Origin of the sequence: Enterobacter cloacae complex sp. IR53041 (genome assembly GCF_049238285.1) — a bacterium.
In the GTDB taxonomy this organism is placed as follows: domain Bacteria; phylum Pseudomonadota; class Gammaproteobacteria; order Enterobacterales; family Enterobacteriaceae; genus Enterobacter; species Enterobacter roggenkampii.
The window spans coordinates 24,249-40,565 of the sequence record NZ_JBMKHB010000037.1 but is presented as its reverse complement, the minus strand read 5'-3'; the positions used below and the strand labels follow the sequence as shown (position 1 = coordinate 40,565).

The following is a 16,317-nucleotide window of genomic DNA, read 5'->3' as shown; positions in this document are numbered from 1 at the left end:
AACTTTTGCTTTGCCACGGAACGGTCTGCGTTGTCGGGAAGATACGTGATCTGATCCTTCAACTCAGCAAAAGTTCGATTTATTCAACAAAGCCAGTCTCAGTCTTAGTCAGGATTTTAAGGTTAAAATTTACCCAATCCTTGGTAATGTACAGGATAAAGAACATCTCGAAAGATTAATAAAAGCATTCAACGTTAATACAATTTATCACGCTGCCGCGTACAAGCATGTCCCACTGGTTGAATTCAACGTTCTTGATGGCGTACGGAATAACATTTTCGGTACGCTGAGCTGCGCTCAGGCCGCAGCGAGCTGCGGCGTAGAAAGCTTTGTTTTAATATCGACCGATAAAGCAGTTCGCCCTACAAATACGATGGGGGCAACTAAACGCATGGCCGAACTCGTGCTGCAGGCGCTGGCGAAAGAAACCGATAAAACCTGCTTCAGTATGGTTCGCTTTGGCAACGTGTTAGGTTCGTCAGGCTCTGTCGTACCGTTGTTTGAAAAACAGATAGCAGCAGGCGGTCCTGTGACGCTGACACATGAGAACATCACGCGCTACTTTATGACTATCCCTGAAGCGGCGCAATTGGTGATTCAGGCAGGCGCAATGGGAACGGGCGGTGATGTTTTTGTTCTGGACATGGGAGAACCCGTCAAGATAATCGATCTTGCACAGCGCATGATTACGTTGCAAGGCCTCACTGTTCGTGATGATAAAAACCCCTATGGTGATATTGCTATAAAAACGACGGGTCTGCGTCCAGGTGAGAAACTGTATGAAGAGTTGCTTATCGGCGACAACGTATCTGCGACACAACACCCGCGCATCAGGACTGCTAACGAAGTGATGTTGCCGTGGAGTGAGATGAACATGATTCTTCACGATCTCGACAAAGCCTGCTGCGAGTTCGACTATGAAAGCGTGCGCGAGATACTCTTGCAGGCTCCTGCCGCATTCAATCCAACTGATGGTATTTGCGATTTACTTTGGAATAAAAAAGTGAGTTAAATGAGCGTATCGTCGTCTTTTTCCTCACTGTTTACTGGTCGTGAGAAAACAGGGGATTAGGACCTTCATCTTTTGTTTCAGAATACTTTTAGAGCGAAATAAACGTGAAAATACTGGTCACAGGTGGGGCTGGCTTTATTGGGTCTGCAGTTGTGCGACATATTATAAATCATACGCAGGACAGCGTTATAAATGTCGATAAACTGACCTACGCCGGTAACCTTGAAACGGTTGCCAGCGTAGCTCAGAGCGATCGTTATTATTTTGAACATGCTGATATTTGCGATAACGCTGCAATAGAACGTATTATGTCTTATCACCAACCTGATGCTGTGATGCATCTGGCGGCTGAGAGTCATGTCGATCGTTCAATAAATGGTCCTGCAGCCTTTATCGAGACTAATATTATCGGTACTTATGTGCTATTAGAAGCCAGCCGCAAATACTGGTCCGAGCTGAACGCAGAGAAAAAAAAGGCATTTCGTTTCCATCATATTTCTACAGATGAAGTGTATGGCGATCTTCCACACCCGGATGAAGTAGAAAAGAACACAGAACTACCGCTGTTTACTGAAAAAACCGCATATGCTCCGAGCAGCCCGTATTCTGCTTCAAAAGCTTCCAGTGATCATCTGGTCCGCGCATGGCTGCGAACCTACGACTTACCTACCATCGTAACCAACTGTTCAAACAACTACGGCCCATATCATTTCCCGGAAAAATTAATCCCGTTGGTAATTCTCAATGCACTGGAAGGTAAACCGCTTCCGGTGTATGGCAAAGGAGATCAAATTCGTGACTGGCTGTATGTTGAGGATCACGCCCGCGCTTTATATACAGTTGTGACGCAAGGTAAAATCGGTGAGACCTATAATATAGGTGGCCATAATGAACAGAGAAACCTTGATGTTGTGCATACCATTTGTGATCTGTTAGATGAAATTGTCCCAAAAAAAGTTTCTTATCGAAGACAAATAACATTCATAAAAGACCGACCTGGTCATGACCGTCGTTATGCAATTGATGCTAAAAAGATTAGCAAGGAACTGGGATGGAAACCACTGGAGACTTTCGAAAGTGGGATTCGTAAAACGGTTGAGTGGTTTCTCGCCAATAAACAGTGGCTAGAAAATGTTAAAAACAAAAATTACCACTCCTGGATAAAGCAGAATTACGGGGGTGACAAGTAATGAAGGGGATTATTTTAGCTGGAGGCTCAGGCACACGATTATATCCAATAACGATGGGCGTATCGAAACAATTACTGCCTGTTTATGATAAACCAATGATCTATTATCCGCTTTCAGTATTAATGTTGGCTGGAGTAAATGATGTTTTAATTATTACTACACCAGAAGATCAGCCAGGATTTATACGTCTGCTCGGTGATGGTAATCAGTTTGGCATAAATATAAAATATGCAATCCAACCCAGCCCTGATGGTTTAGCTCAGGCATTTATCATTGGTGACAAATTTATTGGAAATGATACTGTTTGTTTGGTCCTTGGGGATAATATTTTCTTTGGTCAAGGCTTTACACCAAAACTAAAAACTGCCGCAAGCAGAAATAAGGGCGCTACAGTATTTGGTTATCAGGTTATGAATCCTGAGAGTTTTGGCGTTGTCGAATTTGATAAAAATTTTGCGGCGTTGAGTATTGAAGAAAAACCTGAAATACCTAGATCAAATTGGGCAGTAACAGGTCTCTATTTTTATGATAATAATGTTATTGATATAGCTAAAAATATAGAGCCTTCATCGCGAGGTGAGCTTGAAATTACAACTGTGAATCAAGTTTATCTAGAAAATAAAATGTTAACAGTTGAATTGTTAGGTCGAGGGTTTGCTTGGCTTGATACAGGGACTCATGACAGTTTGATCGAGGCTGGAAGCTTTGTTGAGACGGTTCAAAAGCGTCAGGGTATGATGATTGCGTGCCTGGAGGAAATTGCCTGGAGAAACGGCTGGTTAAGCGATGAGGATCTAAATGTAAGAGCGAAGGTTTTAGGCAAAACTAACTATGGTGCATATTTGCTAAAATTGATTAATAGATAAAAATTTGTCTATTTGATATTGTCTGGCATATTTAGCATTTATGTACCTTACATAATATAAGAAACAGATAGGTTGGATGATGAAGAGAATTTTATTTGTAACCGCACGCTATCCCTGGCCAATTATTACTGGAGATGCTCTACGTGCCTATAATCAAATAAAAGAGCTTTCGAAAGACAATTTAGTTGATGTTTTTTCTGTTGAAAGAGCAAACAGTTCAAGTGGTGGTGTCAATAGCTTTATAAATTTAAGTGATTCTGGTGGTTTATCTAAGCTTGATAAAATAAAAAATATAATTATAAATCGCGGCAAAACTGCGTTGCAATGTGCGATGTATAATGATAGGAAGTCTTGGGAGAAATTAAAGGATCTTTTGATTGCAAATAATTATGATATTATAATTTTTCAATTAGTTAGATTAGAATATCTTATATTCAAAACTATTTCTTTAAGGCAAGAACATTGTATCAAAGCATTAATTTATTGTGATTTTGTTGATGCTCTTTCATTAAATATGCAAAATAGAGCAGCAACAGAAAATTTTTTTATGAAGAAAATATGTGATTTCGAAAGTAAAAAACTATCTGTTGTTGAGAACAAAATATACGAAGCAATCGATGCAGGGTTTATAATCTCAGAAAGAGATGCTAATTATATAGGTAAAAACGATTTTAAAATTATACCCAATGGTGTGAGCATTCCTGTAATACACAGAAATTTTAAAAGTAGCGACGGTATAATAAATTTAGCCTTTTGGGGCAATATGAGCTATTATCCCAATGTTAAAGCTGCAATCTTTATAGCTAACTTATTTAATGATCTACCTAAAGGGAAATATAAACTCCATATTGTCGGTGCTCAACCATGTAAACAAGTTATGGCTTTGAATAAACCAAATGAAATTATCATTCATGGGTATGTTGATGATTTAAAAAATTTACTGGCGAATATGGATATAGCTGTATTCCCTATTTTCGACGGTTCCGGGCTTCAGAATAAAGTATTAGAAGCATTTGCATTGGGCCTTCCAGTAATAACTACAAATATAGTTCTTGATTCAATGCCAAAACTCAGTGAATATGCAATGGTTGCTAATAGCAAATCTGAATTTATCCGTGCCATTGAACTTTTTGAGCCTACAGAAGAGGGGATTAATAAAAATTCTCTCTGTGCAATAGAAGTATTGAAGAAAGATTATAACTGGAATCTTATAAACTGTGTGACAGGAATGAAATGAAAAAAGTATTGTTGTTCAATTTTTATAAGGGAATATTGTATAGAGGTATTCCAATCTATTCATCAAACTTAATTACAGCATTAGAAAAGAAAGAATGCATAGTTAATGAGTGGAGTTGTCCAAAATTCGCACATAAATTACCTCGGGCAATTATAGACTTACTCTTTGTTTTTTGTGAGCAATTTATTGTTCCAATTATAACTATTTTGGGGCGATATGATAAAGTCATATATCCTTATAACTCATGTTCTCTAATATCGGCTTTTTCGAAAAAGTCTCTATTAATAATTCATGATTTTATCCCAAACAAAAGAATTAAGACAAGACTGAGTATTTCTGCGTTATATATTGTACTGACTCAACGATTTCATGCTTTTTTGAGGAGAGATGTTGCTTTTGTCTCAGCAACAACAAAAAGAATTGGAATGAATGTTAAATGGTTAAAAGGTTGTAACGTTTATCTTTTCCCAAATTCCTTTTATCAACTAGAAGCTAAATTAACACAAAATAGCGCACAAAAATGCAATGAAAAATCCTTGAATGAAGAATCCTATGTAGTGCTAATTTCAGGAAATGGTTCTAATAAAGAATTTGACCATGCAATGCATTTATGGAAAACATGCAAATATGCTACTTCACACAAGCTTAAGATTATAGGATTAGGTTCTTACAGAGAATGGGCATTAAATATAACTAGGAAGTTAGAGATTGAAAATGTCCATGTTCTGCCAATTCTAACAGATGACGAATTATTATCGCAGCTACAGAACGCTTCAATGGTTTGGGCTCATTCGACACATGAAGGATTCGGAAGACCAGTTATTGAAGGAAGAATATGTGGGAAAAGTGTTTTAGCATCAAATATTTCTGCATTTAGAGAACATAGAGACGAAAGTGTTTATTTGTATGATGATGATTCTTTTTGTGAGAAATATCATTTGGCATATGTGAAAAGTGATACCACAGGCTATAAGATTAAGTATCATGTTATTTTAGAGGAAGAGATTGGAAAATGGCTACTAGCAAATTGATACCTATTATAATGGCTGGCGGCACAGGTAGTCGTTTATGGCCACTATCCCGTGAACTTTATCCAAAACAGTTCATACCGGTAAAGGGGGATTACACGATGTTGCAATCAACCATCAAACGCCTGGATGGGCTTGACTGTAGTAATCCTATTGTTATTTGTAATGAAAAACACCGTTTTATCGTCGCAGAACAATTACTACAATTAAATAAATTAACTAAAAATATTATTCTTGAACCTGTAGGGCGAAATACAGCACCTGCAGTCGCACTTGCTGCGCTAGCAGCGAAAAAAAATAATGCTGAAAGTAATCCATTATTACTGGTGCTTGCGGCCGATCATATTTTCGAGAAAGAAGAAGTTTTCCGAGAGGCAATCAGAAAAGCAATTCCTTGCGCAAAACAAGGCAAACTTGTAACTTTTGGGATTGTTCCAGATAGAGCTGAGACTGGATATGGTTATATTATGCGAGGCGACAGTATTAGCCAGAAAGGGTGTAATGAAGCCTATAAGGTCTCAAAGTTTGTAGAAAAACCCGATCTTGATACAGCTAAATCCTATGTGGACAGCGGGGAATATTATTGGAATAGCGGTATGTTTCTTTTCCAGGTTGATAGCTATCTGGCAGAATTGAAAAAGTTCAGGCCAGATATTCTTGAGGCATGCGAAAACGCAATGAACGCTATCAATCCCGACCTTGATTTTACCCGTGTTGATGAGAAGTCATTCTTAGCTTGTCCGGATGAGTCGATTGACTATGCTGTGATGGAGAAAACGGGAGACGCCGTTGTGGTTCCAATGGATGCCGGGTGGAGCGACGTTGGTTCATGGTCATCATTGTGGGATATTAGCCCACATGATATCGATGGGAATGTCCATCGTGGTGATGTAGTGAGTTTTCGAACTAAAAATAGTTACATACATTCAGAATCCAGTCTTGTTGCCACTGTGGGCGTGAAAGACCTTATCATTGTACAGACTAAGGATGCAGTACTGATTGCTGATAGACATGCCGTTCAAGATGTTAAAAAGATAGTTGAGAAAATAAAGGCTGAGGGGCGTTTAGAACACCATAAACACCGCGAAGTTTTTCGTCCCTGGGGTAAATATGACTCAATTGATACTGGAGAACGCTATCAGGTTAAGCGTATTAGCGTAAAACCAGGTGAGGGGCTATCAGAACAAATGCATCATCACCGTTCTGAGCACTGGGTTATTGTATCTGGGACAGCGAAAGTAACAATAAACGGCGAAGAAAAGCTTCTGACTGAAAATGAATCCGTTTATATCCCACTTGGGATAGTTCACTCTCTTGAAAACCCCGGAAAAATCATGCTTGAGCTGATCGAAGTGCGTTCTGGTTCCTATTTGGAAGAAGATGACATTATTCGTCTTTCAGATCGCTATGGACGAGTTTAGGAATTTTCACAGCAAATAAGTTTTATGAAAGTTTATGGTAATAATTTACCAACGATAGATGAGGAAAAAATGGGTAAATTGACTTGTTTCAAGGCATATGACATACGTGGCCGATTAGGTGATGAACTTAATAATAATATTGCAAAGCGAATCGGTCGAGCCTACGGTGAATATTTGAAACCTAACACGGTCGTATTAGGAGGCGATGTCCGCCTTACAAGTGAATCTCTAAAAATGTCCCTGGCCGAAGGGTTGCAGGACGCTGGAGTTGACGTCCTTGATATTGGAATGACAGGGACCGAAGAAATCTATTTCTCTACATTCCATCTCGGTGTTGACGGTGGAATTGAAGTAACAGCAAGTCATAATCCCATGGATTACAATGGAATGAAGTTAGTCCGCGAAGGAGCCCGACCTATCAGTGGTGATACAGGGCTGCGAGAGATACAACGTCTAGCTGAAGATAATCATTTTTCGCCAGTAGATCCCACGAAGCGCGGAAGTTATAAAAAAATAGATACCAAAAAAGAATATATTGATCATATCCTCAGCTATATCAAGCCTGAAAATATTAAGCCATTGAAACTTGTTATTAACTCAGGCAACGGAGCTGCAGGCCCGGTTATTGATGAGATCGAAAAACGTTTCAAGGAAATGCAAATTCCAGTTGAATTTGTGAAAATTCACAATAAGCCTGATGGGAATTTCCCGAATGGTATTCCAAACCCTCTTCTTCAGGAATGCCGTGCCGATACAAGCGAAGCCGTTATTCATCACAAGGCAGATATGGGAATTGCATTCGATGGTGATTTTGACAGATGTTTCCTGTTCGATAATGAAGGTAATTTTATTGAGGGTTATTACATTGTCGGGTTGCTTGCAGAATCTTTCCTCGAAAAGCAACCTGGCGCGCGCATCATACATGATCCCCGCCTTTCATGGAATACTATAGATGTGGTTCTGCAAGCAAAGGGTACTCCGGTTATGTCCAAAACCGGACATGCTTTTATAAAAGAACGCATGCGTTTGGAAGATGCAGTTTATGGTGGTGAAATGAGTGCCCATCATTATTTTCGTGACTTTGCTTACTGTGATAGTGGAATGATTCCTTGGCTACTTATAGCCGAGTTGGTGTGTATTAAAAATAAAACATTGGCAGAACTTGTCCATGATCGAATCAAATCTTTCCCGGCCAGTGGAGAGATTAACAGTATCGTGCAAGATCAAGAAAAAGTGATTTCTGAAATACTTCAGTGTTATAAAAGTGATGCCTTGAAAATAGACTATACTGATGGAATCAGTATAGAATTTTCTGACTGGCGTTTTAATCTCCGAAGCTCAAACACAGAGCCTGTTATCCGCTTGAACGTGGAGTCACGAGGTAATACTGCTTTAATGGAGCTCAAAACAGAAGAGCTACTGAATAAAATTCGAGCATAGCTTGTGTTCTTTATGACGGGCACATGTAGTTGTGCCCTCCCTTGATATAATAGTTATATATTATCATTTATAATATCTGATGCTTTAATAATCGTGCATGTTGGGAAGTATACAATTTCCATGAATGAGAATAGTTTAATAAACAATCACTTTAAAATAAGTGTGCGCTCAGCGTTTATATATTTCCTGCTTACTTTTTCTTTAATGTTGATTTTTTTGACAGTATCTGCAAGTGCCACATTTTATGAAACTGTAGAGGACATTTTTGCGACTTTTTGCGCTATTATTTTATTTGGTGAAATGCTCTATTTCTATATGCATAGAGTGAAGTATATCTCTTTGCAATTGTTGTTTGCTTTTGTATTCTCTTTGATTATAGGTATTCCTTCTTTTTATCTGTATTTTTTTAAACAAGCTTCCAATGGTTTTGAATTGACTTGTATCTGGGGTATGTTAATAAATATAATACTCTATCTCACACCTATTAAAAGTGTTCACAGGCAACAAACAAAAACCATAAATAGTTTATTTAAAACGATATTTCTCATTGTAGGTGCCTGTCAGTTAATTAAAGTTGTTTTTTATTTAAAGTTTATATTATCTTCAGGCTTAGGTCATTTAGCCATTTATACAGAAAGTGAAGAATTACTTGCAAGCACGCCTTTTCTTATACGTGCTATCAGTGGTTTTTCATATATAATGGCTTTAGCGGTCTTTTATTATAAGTCATCGAAGAAATATAAGGTGTTTGCATTTATTTTGCTTGCATCAGATCTTGTAATCGGAATAAGAAATAAATTCTTTTTTGCTTTTATCTGTATTATAATTCTCTCATTGTATTCAAACAGGAGAAAAATAACAGCGATATTCGCCAGAATATCCAAACTCCAATATTTATTAATTGGGTTTGTCGGGTTTTCAGTAATTTCATACATCCGTGAAGGATATGAAGTCAATTTTATTAGTTATCTAGGGATTGTACTTGACTCTCTGTCGTCTACGCTCGCAGGTTTACAAAATGTATACTCTTTGCCCGATGAAAAAGGTTGGGCATTACTCAATCCGATTACAATAATATCTCAAGTGCTTCCTCTTAGTGGTTTTGGCTTCATAAGTGATGCTCAAATTTCTCATGAATATTCAACAATAGTGTTTGGGAATATTACTAACGGAATAGCTTTGTCATCTTCTGGGCTTCTTGAAGCAAGTATTATTAGTTTACATTTCAGTTTGTTTGTTTATCTTGCCTATCTATTGATTATGATTTCGATAATCCAAAAAGGTTTGAATAGTAATTATGTTATTTTTAACTTTTTTGCTCTGGTTATGATGACTGGCTTCTTCTACTCTGTACGTGGAGAATTAGTTTTGCCATTTGCTTATGTTTTAAAATCATTACCAATAATATTAATTGCAAACCTGTTGATTCAACTAAAAAGTAGAAATTGAAAATGTTAAAAGATATTCTTAGTGATGGTATCTTTGCGCTCTTTAATAAGATAAGTTATTTTGGGGCAAAAACACTCGCTATTGTGTTGATCACTAGAGAGCTTGGTGTTGATACAGGAGGCTCATTTATATTTTTAATAGGTACGCTCGAGATATTAAGAGTTGTATCTGATTTTGGTGTGGATATTTTTGTAATCAAGAAATACTCGGATGTAGAAAATCCTATTAAATTATTAAAAAAGGTATTCTTTCAAAAAGTATCCATCGGAATATTTGTCTCAATATTGTTTTTTGTAATCTCTTATGCATTTGGATACGATAGGGATATATATATTCCTATCTCTTTGTCATTGTTTTTCGCGCTTCTCTTTAACCTATCTAATAGCTACTTCCAATCACAAAATTTAAATAAGGCTTTATCTCCTTCTATAGCGTTAGCACTGGTTCTAACTTTTTTAAGTTACGGTGTTCAATTTATTTTAAAAATCCCTTTTACTGCATGGGATTATTTGCTTGCAGAAGGTTTTTTTGTATCGGCAGTTACAATTCATCTATTTAGAAAAGTGGGTTGGAAAAGCATCCGAGCTGAAGGGAAAATTACCCTGAAAGATGTATTTGTCTTGTATCGGCATACTGTGAGTATAGGCCTTAACGCCATGGTGGTGATTATTTACAGTAGATTGGATAATATATATATAAAAAATATAGTCCCTGAAGGTTTAGCTGCGTATGGACAGATTTTTCGTCTCGTAGATCCATTAGTAATGGTTTCATCATTGTTTTCTACTGTGGCTTATGCGAAGTTTAGTCGCATGGATTTAAGAAGTTACGGAAATATCACTAAAGTATATCCCTTTATCTACATGATAGTTGGATATATAACGTTAAGTACAGTATGTTACTATGCGGTTCTATCTTTCTTTGGTCGGTACATAATACTTGATAATGAAAATAACAACATAATGATACTCGGGTTTCTATTAATTGCCGGAATCAAATGTATGAATGGTGCATTAACATCAATCATCCAATCTCAGGGATTGTATCGTTTTGGTCTATATATCGCATTAATCTGTATGTTTATAGCTATTCCACTAATGTATATACTGGTTCATCAGTATGGTACAATTGGTGCAATTTTTACAATAGCTTCGGTGGAACTTACAAGTATGATTTTATTAGCTGTAAGCATTGGGTTGTTAACGAAGAAAAAAATCTGACTTCTTATTTTCGAGCTTTTAATTGCAATGATATGTTTTTATTTTGCTTTGTAATGACATAATGACATGTTTCCTTTAATTGGTGCCTGGTTGAATATAATTGCATGACTTACAATTTATTTGATATCTTTGTTGGTTTTGATGTGTAGGGTGTTAACCAATTAAAGTGAGTGCTATAATGAGCCGAAATGCAATCAATTGTTAGGAACTCTATTGTGCTGGAATATGTCATTGATTATTTGTAATTTATTTTCAACTAAACCCCAAAGATCAGAACATCTATTTCTTAATATGCATTTTGTGTCATTATTGTAAAAATGATATTGCAAACGCTTTCTCTTCTCAGAAATATAAGATAGAATTTAAAGATTGTGCTTGCTCAATAATAATGTTACCTGACAGGAGTATGTAATGTCCAAGCAACAGATCGGCGTCGTCGGTATGGCAGTGATGGGGCGCAACCTGGCGCTCAACATCGAAAGCCGTGGTTATACCGTCTCCGTTTTCAACCGCTCCCGTGATAAGACCGAAGAAGTGATTGCCGAGAACCCAGGCAAGAAACTGGTTCCTTTCTATACGGTTAAAGAGTTTGTTGAGTCTCTGGAAACGCCTCGTCGTATCCTGTTAATGGTGAAAGCAGGCGCAGGTACCGATGCAGCTATCGACTCCCTGAAGCCTTACCTCGAAAAAGGTGACATCATCATTGATGGCGGTAATACCTTCTTCCAGGACACCATTCGTCGTAACCGTGAACTGTCCGCTGAAGGTTTCAACTTCATCGGTACCGGTGTATCCGGTGGCGAAGAGGGCGCGCTGAAAGGCCCATCTATCATGCCTGGCGGCCAGAAAGATGCATACGAACTGGTTGCACCTATCCTGACCAAAATCGCAGCTGTGGCTGAAGATGGTGAGCCTTGCGTAACCTATATCGGTGCGGACGGTGCAGGTCACTATGTGAAAATGGTGCACAACGGCATCGAATACGGCGATATGCAGCTGATCGCGGAAGCATACTCTCTGCTGAAAGGCGGCCTGAACCTCACCAATGAAGAGCTGGCGGAAACCTTCACCGAGTGGAACAAAGGCGAGCTTAACAGCTACCTGATTGACATCACCAAAGATATCTTCACGAAAAAAGATGAAGAGGGTAAATACCTGGTTGATGTGATTCTGGATGAAGCAGCGAACAAAGGTACCGGTAAATGGACCAGCCAGAGCTCTCTGGATCTGGGCGAACCGCTGTCACTGATCACCGAATCTGTCTTCGCGCGTTACATCTCTTCTCTGAAAGAGCAGCGCGTGGCGGCGTCTAAAGTGCTGTCTGGCCCTCAGGCTAAACCAGCGGGTGATAAAGCCGAATTCGTTGAAAAAGTGCGTCGTGCACTGTACCTGGGTAAAATCGTTTCTTACGCGCAGGGCTTCTCTCAGCTGCGTGCGGCATCAGACGAGAACAACTGGGATCTGAACTACGGTGAGATCGCGAAGATCTTCCGCGCGGGCTGTATCATTCGTGCGCAGTTCCTGCAGAAAATCACCGATGCCTATGCTGAAAACGCCGGTATCGCTAACCTGCTACTGGCACCGTACTTCAAGAAGATTGCGGACGAATATCAGCAGGCGCTGCGTGACGTGGTTGCCTATGCTGTTCAGAACGGCATCCCGGTTCCGACCTTCTCTGCGGCAGTAGCCTACTACGACAGTTACCGTGCGGCAGTTCTTCCTGCAAACCTGATTCAGGCACAGCGTGACTACTTCGGTGCGCATACCTACAAGCGTACCGATAAAGAAGGCGTATTCCATACCGAATGGATGGAATAAGTTAACGCACTCGCTGTCATCGCAACCCGGAGCTCGTCTCCGGGTTTTTTTATGCAAAAACTGCCGCCTGTTACTCGAAGTAGTCTGAATCTCATCCTCCTCGCAGTGATTACTCCTGGTTTGCCTTGACAGCTCAGTTTGCCAGGAGGTACAAAGCCCAACAGTTATGTTTATCGCGATGGTCTGGCGGCCATCAGTACAGTTAACTCACAGAAGTCATTAGCGAATGAAAATAACAATCTCCGGAACAGGGTATGTCGGTCTTTCTAACGGCATTTTGATTGCTCAGAATCATGAAGTGGTTGCGCTGGATATCGTGCAGGCCAAAGTGGATATGCTCAATCAGAAGAAATCGCCGATTGTCGACAAAGAAATCCAGGACTATCTCAGCAATAAACCGCTGAATTTCCGCGCCACGACAGATAAAGAAGATGCATACCGCGATGCGGATTACGTCATCATTGCGACGCCTACTGACTACGATCCTAAAACCAACTATTTCAACACCTCAACGGTAGAAGCGGTAATCAAAGACGTTATCGCGATCAACCCTAATGCGGTGATGGTGATTAAATCGACCATCCCTGTTGGTTTTACCAAATCCATTAAAGAAAAATTCGGTATTGATAATATCTTCTTCTCGCCGGAATTCCTGCGTGAGGGGAGAGCGCTTTACGATAACCTGCATCCTTCGCGTATCGTTATTGGCGAACGTTCTGAGCGCGCTGAACGTTTTGCTGCGTTGCTACAGGAAGGGGCCCTGAAGAAAGATATTCAGGTGCTGTTTACCGACTCCACTGAAGCTGAGGCGATCAAGCTCTTCGCGAATACCTATCTGGCGATGCGAGTGGCTTATTTTAATGAGCTCGACAGCTACGCAGAAAGCCTCGGACTGAATACTCGCCAGATTATTGAAGGGGTGTGCCTCGACCCGCGCATTGGCAATCACTACAACAACCCGTCATTTGGCTACGGTGGCTATTGCCTGCCAAAAGATACGAAGCAACTACTGGCAAACTATCAGGCGGTGCCGAATAACCTCATCTCGGCGATTGTTGATGCCAACCGTACGCGTAAAGACTTCATCTCCGATTCTATCCTTGCACGTCAGCCGAAAGTGGTCGGTGTGTACCGTCTGATCATGAAGAGTGGTTCCGATAACTTCCGTGCCTCTTCCATTCAGGGGATCATGAAGCGTATCAAGGCAAAAGGCGTTGAGGTTATTATCTATGAACCTGCCATGCCGGACGATCAGTTCTTCAATTCACGCGTGATCCGCGATCTGGATGCCTTCAAAAAGGAAGCGGATGTTATTATCTCGAACCGAATGGCCGAAGAACTGGCTGACGTCGCTGACAAAGTCTATACCCGCGATCTCTTCGGTAGTGACTAAGTCTTTTCGTGATAAAAAAACCCGGCTGATTTGCCGGGTTTTTTATTTTCAGACGTTGTAAAACTCGCGGTACCAGTCAACGAAGTTCTTTACTCCGTCTTTGACTGAGGTTTGCGGTTTAAAACCTATCACGTCATACAGCGCTTTAGTGTCGGCGCTGGTTTCCAGCACGTCTCCTGGCTGGAGAGGCAGCATGTTTTTCTCTGCTTGTTTACCCAGCGCGTCTTCCAGCGCGGTAATGTAATCCATCAGCTCGACTGGTGAACTGTTACCGATGTTGTAAACACGATAAGGCGCTGAACTGGTTGCCGGTGAGCCAGTCTCAACGGTCCAGTTTGGATCTGACTGAGGAATTATATCCTGCAGACGAATAATGGCTTCAGCGATATCATCAATATACGTAAAGTCGCGCTTCATCTTACCGTAGTTATAGACATCAATGCTTTTGCCTTCAATCATCGCCTTGGTAAACTTAAACAGCGCCATGTCCGGGCGTCCCCACGGACCGTATACGGTAAAGAAGCGCAGCCCAGTTGTCGGCAGGTTGTAGAGATGCGAATAGGTGTGCGACATCAGCTCATTGGCTTTTTTGGTCGCGGCATAAAGCGAAACCGGGTGATCCACGGAATCGTCAGTGGAGAAGGGCATCTTGCGATTGAGGCCATATACGGAGCTGGATGAGGCATACAGCAGATGCTGAACGTTGTTATGGCGGCAGCCTTCCAGCACGTTGAGGTGGCCGATAAGGTTGGCGTCCGCGTACGCATGGGGGTTTTCCAGGGAGTAACGAACACCCGCCTGCGCGGCCAGATGAATCACACGATCAAACTTCTCACCAGCGAAAAGCGCAGCCATGCCTTCACGGTCTGCTAACTCCAGCTTGTGAAAGGTGAAACGCTCTGATTTCAACAGTTCCAGGCGCGCCAGCTTAAGGCTTACATCGTAGTAGTCATTGAGGTTATCGATACCAACAACCAGATGCCCGGCCTCAAGGAGGCGTTTACTAACATTTGCACCGATAAAACCGGCTGCGCCCGTGACTAAAAATTTCATAGCTTCCCTCATAACCCTATTCTTACAGATGCCATAATGCATCGCATGGGGTCTATGATAGCGCGAAGGATGTAAGTTACATAACCCATCTTTCCGATATTACTCATCGGATTCTTATAGAAAAATCGACAGTATTCGATAAACTATGCAAACTTAATTATGGTACCCCTCTTTATGTGTTAGGGATTGTATGACGCAAATTAACAATAGTCAGGTTTCTTCAGGTAATGAACCTGAGCAAATTGATTTACTCGATCTGGTGTTACAGCTGTGGCGTGGGAAGTGGACAATAGCAATCTTTGTGGTTGTATTTATTGCCCTGGCGGTTGGATATCTTTCAGTTGCAAAGGAAAAATGGACCTCAAACGCGATTATTGCGCAACCTGATGCCGCGCAGATTGCAACCTATTCCAACGCATTGAACATTCTCTACGGCAGCGCTGCGCCGTCAATGCTTGATATTCAAACTCGCGCGATTGGCCGTTTTAACTCTTCATTCTCGGCATTATCTCAGGCGCTTGAAAATCAGGAGGAACCTGAGAAACTAACTATCGCGCCGACTGTGACTGGACAGCCCCTCCCGCTCAGTATTTCCTATACCAGTACATCAGCAGAAGCTGCTCAGAAACAATTGGCACAGTTCATCCAGGAAGTTGATGAGCAAACGGCGAAAGAGCTTGCCGTAGACCTTAAAGACAATATCAAAGAGCAAATCAAAACCCTGAATGATTCCCTGCAAAACCAGGAGAAGGTCGCGCAAGAACAAAAAGATCTGCGTATCAAACAGATTGCTGAGGCACTGAAAAACGCTGAGGCAGCGAAAATTACTTCGCCACAGCTCCAGCAAACCCAGGATGTCACACAGGAAACATTATTCCTGCTTGGCAGCGAAGGGCTTAAATCGATGATTGACAACGAAGCATCGCGCCCACTGGTTTTCCCCACCGCCTATTATCAGACCAGGCGAAATCTCTTGGACATCCAGAATCTGAACGTAAACCCGGACACAATCCACGTTTATCGTTACGTTATGAAGCCGGATCTGCCTGTCCGCCGTGACAGCCCGAAAAAAGCCGTGATTCTGGTCCTCGCCGTGCTACTTGGCGGAATGATTGGTTCAGGTGTGGTACTGGGCCGTAACGCCTTACGAAACTACAAACCAAAAGCCTGATTTGCAGATTAAAAAAAAC

The 16,317-nt window shown here is 40.8% G+C and carries 13 protein-coding genes and 1 pseudogene; 12 read left to right on the top strand and 2 right to left on the bottom strand.

The annotated features are described in order from the left end of the window. A partial coding sequence (locus tag ACOTXF_RS20540; protein ID WP_225385476.1) for a hypothetical protein occupies positions 1 to 62 on the bottom strand: 62 nt, incomplete at its 3' end. 32 nt (positions 63 to 94) lie between these two features. On the opposite strand from ACOTXF_RS20540, the pseudogene ACOTXF_RS20535 reads away from it, so the two are divergent. The 11 genes and pseudogenes from ACOTXF_RS20535 to ugd form a co-directional block, all read left to right on the top strand. Then, positions 95 to 1,012: pseudogene (locus tag ACOTXF_RS20535) on the top strand (UDP-N-acetylglucosamine 4,6-dehydratase family protein); the annotation flags it as partial. 104 nt (positions 1,013 to 1,116) lie between these two features. Next, entirely contained in the window at positions 1,117 to 2,202 is a 1,086-nt protein-coding gene (gene rfbB, locus ACOTXF_RS20530; protein ID WP_047747581.1) for a dTDP-glucose 4,6-dehydratase, read from the top strand. After that, positions 2,202 to 3,068 (top strand): glucose-1-phosphate thymidylyltransferase RfbA, encoded by an 867-nt coding sequence (rfbA, locus tag ACOTXF_RS20525; protein ID WP_047747580.1) that lies wholly within the window; start codon positions 2,202 to 2,204, stop codon positions 3,066 to 3,068. The genes rfbB and rfbA overlap by 1 nt, the downstream gene beginning before the upstream one ends. A 76-nt stretch (positions 3,069 to 3,144) precedes the next feature. Further along, positions 3,145 to 4,305, top strand: a complete 1,161-nt coding sequence (locus ACOTXF_RS20520; protein WP_223861871.1) for a glycosyltransferase family 4 protein — start codon at positions 3,145 to 3,147, stop codon at positions 4,303 to 4,305. Then, positions 4,302 to 5,336 carry a glycosyltransferase gene (locus ACOTXF_RS20515; protein WP_421635298.1) on the top strand — a complete coding sequence of 345 codons (1,035 nt, stop codon included), beginning with the start codon at positions 4,302 to 4,304 and terminating at the stop codon, positions 5,334 to 5,336. The genes ACOTXF_RS20520 and ACOTXF_RS20515 overlap by 4 nt, the downstream gene beginning before the upstream one ends. Next, positions 5,318 to 6,754: a mannose-1-phosphate guanyltransferase gene (cpsB, locus tag ACOTXF_RS20510; protein WP_234115144.1), complete on the top strand. Its 1,437-nt coding sequence runs from the start codon at positions 5,318 to 5,320 to the stop codon at positions 6,752 to 6,754. The genes ACOTXF_RS20515 and cpsB overlap by 19 nt, the downstream gene beginning before the upstream one ends. A gap of 69 nt (positions 6,755 to 6,823) precedes the next feature. After that, positions 6,824 to 8,194, top strand: coding sequence for a phosphomannomutase CpsG (gene cpsG / locus ACOTXF_RS20505; RefSeq protein ID WP_045419026.1), 1,371 nt, complete (start codon positions 6,824 to 6,826; stop codon positions 8,192 to 8,194). 120 nt (positions 8,195 to 8,314) lie between these two features. Then, positions 8,315 to 9,643: an oligosaccharide repeat unit polymerase gene (locus ACOTXF_RS20500; RefSeq protein ID WP_234115142.1), complete on the top strand. Its 1,329-nt coding sequence runs from the start codon at positions 8,315 to 8,317 to the stop codon at positions 9,641 to 9,643. A 2-nt stretch (positions 9,644 to 9,645) separates the two neighbouring features. Continuing rightward, positions 9,646 to 10,863, top strand: a complete 1,218-nt coding sequence (locus ACOTXF_RS20495; RefSeq protein ID WP_025913287.1) for a transporter — start codon at positions 9,646 to 9,648, stop codon at positions 10,861 to 10,863. A 411-nt stretch (positions 10,864 to 11,274) separates the two neighbouring features. Continuing rightward, positions 11,275 to 12,681: an NADP-dependent phosphogluconate dehydrogenase gene (gene gndA, locus ACOTXF_RS20490; protein WP_048963082.1), complete on the top strand. Its 1,407-nt coding sequence runs from the start codon at positions 11,275 to 11,277 to the stop codon at positions 12,679 to 12,681. Between the two features lie 226 nt (positions 12,682 to 12,907). Next, complete coding sequence (ugd, locus tag ACOTXF_RS20485) at positions 12,908 to 14,074, top strand: UDP-glucose 6-dehydrogenase (protein WP_025913291.1); 1,167 nt, start codon at positions 12,908 to 12,910, stop codon at positions 14,072 to 14,074. A gap of 48 nt (positions 14,075 to 14,122) precedes the next feature. Here ugd and ACOTXF_RS20480 read toward each other — a convergent pair whose 3' ends face one another. Next, positions 14,123 to 15,127, bottom strand: a complete 1,005-nt coding sequence (locus ACOTXF_RS20480) for an NAD-dependent epimerase (protein WP_045418633.1) — start codon at positions 15,125 to 15,127, stop codon at positions 14,123 to 14,125. A gap of 190 nt (positions 15,128 to 15,317) precedes the next feature. Between ACOTXF_RS20480 and wzzB the strand changes: the two genes are divergently transcribed. After that, complete coding sequence (gene wzzB, locus ACOTXF_RS20475; RefSeq protein ID WP_045418636.1) at positions 15,318 to 16,298, top strand: LPS O-antigen chain length determinant protein WzzB; 981 nt, start codon at positions 15,318 to 15,320, stop codon at positions 16,296 to 16,298. The last annotated feature ends 19 nt before the right edge of the window (positions 16,299 to 16,317 follow it).